Source organism: Ilumatobacter sp., from assembly GCF_049588435.1.
GTDB lineage: Bacteria > Actinomycetota > Acidimicrobiia > Acidimicrobiales > Ilumatobacteraceae > Ilumatobacter_A.
In genome coordinates this window covers 1-2,408 of the sequence record NZ_JBAVYV010000492.1, presented here as the reverse complement: position 1 = coordinate 2,408, position 2,408 = coordinate 1, and the positions used below count along the sequence as shown (strand labels likewise).

3 protein-coding genes are annotated in these 2,408 nt (G+C 67.2%); all 3 read left to right on the top strand.

What is annotated here, in order from left to right; translation table 11 throughout:
* Positions 1-900, top strand: a 900-nt coding sequence (gene queA, locus WBV89_RS18505) for a tRNA preQ1(34) S-adenosylmethionine ribosyltransferase-isomerase QueA (RefSeq protein ID WP_423982806.1), incomplete at its 5' end; no start/stop codon positions are given.
* Between the two features lie 193 nt (positions 901-1,093).
* Positions 1,094-2,191, top strand: coding sequence for a tRNA guanosine(34) transglycosylase Tgt (tgt, locus tag WBV89_RS18500; RefSeq protein WP_423982805.1), 1,098 nt, complete (start codon positions 1,094-1,096; stop codon positions 2,189-2,191).
* A gap of 14 nt (positions 2,192-2,205) precedes the next feature.
* The coding region (yajC, locus tag WBV89_RS18495; protein WP_423982804.1) for a preprotein translocase subunit YajC at positions 2,206-2,408 on the top strand (203 nt) is incomplete at its 3' end.

The window sequence follows — 2,408 nt, the reverse complement described above, 5'->3', positions numbered from 1 at the left end:
GACCTCGATCGGCTCCTGCAGCCCGGCGACCTGCTCGTCCTCAACGAGACCCGCGTGATCCCGGCGCGGCACCGGTTGCGCCGCCCGACAGGCGGTGCCGCCGAGGTCCTGCTGTTGGAGTCGCTCGATCCCGATCGCCGCAGATGGGAGGCGCTCGTTCGCCCCGGCGGCAAGGTCCGACCCGGCGAGGTCCTGTCCGTCGACGGCGTCGACGTCATCGCGATGGGGGAGCGGACGGCTGCGGGCGACACGTTCGTCGTCGAGTTACTGGGTGACGGCGATGCACTCGTCACGCTCGATCTCTTCGGTGAGATGCCGCTTCCGCCGTACATCGGTGAACGCCTCGACGATCCCGACCGCTACCAGACGGTCTTCGCGAACGAGCCGGGCTCGGCAGCGGCGCCGACCGCGGGACTGCACTTCACGGCGGAGCTGTTCGCCCACCTCGACGACCTCGGCGTCGGCCGCGCGACCGTCGAGTTGGTCGTCGGCCTCGACACGTTCCAACCGATCAGTACCGAGGATCCGCTCGATCACCCGATGCACACCGAGCGGTACCGGGTACCCGACGCGACGATGCAGGCGTGCCACGACACGCACGCGGCGGGCGGACGAGTCGTCGCGGTCGGGACGACCGCGGTGCGGGCACTGGAGTCGGCGGCCGCTCGGGGGTCGCTGGAGGGCCGCACCGACCTGTTCATCCACCGCGGCTTCGACTGGCAGGTCGTCGACCTGTTGTTGACCAACTTCCACCTCCCCAAGACCACGCTCCTCATGATGATCGATGCCTTCGTGGGGGATCGCTGGCGGACGCTGTACGACATCGCCCTCGCCGACGACTACCGCTTCCTGAGCTTCGGCGACGCGATGCTCCTCGACCGCCACGCACGGTCCGATTGACGCCAGCGTCGGACCGGACGAGGGGCGGACCGGATCGGGAGTTCTGAGGTCTCCGATCGGGTTTTCGCAACGTGGCTTGCGTTCGGGAACTGAATCGCAAGCCAGGTTGCGTTTTTCGGTCGAACCCACCCGGAGAGACAGGGCCAAGTCGACTGACGTTGATCATTTCGAGCGCACCGGTACCGTCGCTGCGGTGCATGCGGTCGAATTCAACGTCGAGGCCCAGGACGCCGGGGCTCGCGCCGGGACGGCGACGACGGCGCACGGTGCGTACACGACGCCGCTGTTCATGCCGGTCGGGACCCGCGGAGCGATCAAGTACCTGAGCGCATCGGACTACGAACGTGTGGGTGCCCAGATCGTGCTCGGCAACACATACCACCTGATGCTGCGGCCCGGTTCGGAACTGATCCAGAAGTTCGGTGGGCTCGGCCGCTTCGCCGGCTGGGACGGGCTCACCCTGACCGACTCCGGCGGTTTCCAGGTGTTCTCGCTCGATCCGAAGGTCGACGATGACGGCGTGGCCTTCAAGAGCACGTACGACGGCTCGACGGTCCGGTTCACCCCGGAAGACGCGGTACGGGTCCAACAGGAGTTGGGCGCCGACATCCAGATGGTGCTCGACCAGTGTCCGCCGCTCCCCAGCCCACCCGACGTGGTCCGCCAAGCACTCGAGCGCACGACCGCGTGGGCGGGTCGCGCCAAGCGGGCGCACACGCGTGGCGATCAGGCGCTGTTCGGCATCGTCCAGGGTGGCGTGTCGGAAGCGATGCGCGCCGAGAGCGCCCAGCGCACCGTCGAGATCGGGTTCGACGGGTACGGCATCGGCGGTCTGTCGGTCGGCGAGACCCGTGAGGAGATGTTGCCGGCGCTGGCTTCCGCGATCGCGCACCTCCCGGCCGACCGGCCGCGCTACCTCATGGGTGTCGGCGACCCGGCATCACTCGTGGAAGCAGTCGGCCTCGGCGTCGATCAGTTCGACTGTGTGATGCAGACCAGGCTCGGCCGCCACGGCACGGCGTTCACGTCGACGGGACGGTTCCAGGCGAAGGCCGCGCGCAACGCCGAACTCGACGAACCCCTCGATCCCGATTGCCCCTGTGATGTCTGCGCTCGCCACAGCCGGGGCTACATCCGTCACCTGCTCCAGGTCGGCGAACCGACCGCATCGCGATTGCTGTCGATCCACAACATCGCGTGGACGATCGACCTGATGGAGAAGATGCGTGCAGCGATCATGACGGGGACCTTCGACGCGATGCGCCGCGATGTGCTCGAGGTCTGGGGATAGCATCCACTGCCGCCATGACCAATTTGTTCTCTTTCATCGCAGCTGACGATTCGGGCGGAGGGGGCAGCATCTTCTCGTTCCTGTTGCTGCCGCTGATGCTCGTCGGGATGTACTTCCTGATCATCCGGCCGAATAGCAAGCGTCGCAAGGAAGCCACGGCGCTCCAGTCAGCGCTCGAGGTCGGCGACGACGTGATCACCACATCGGGGATCGTCGG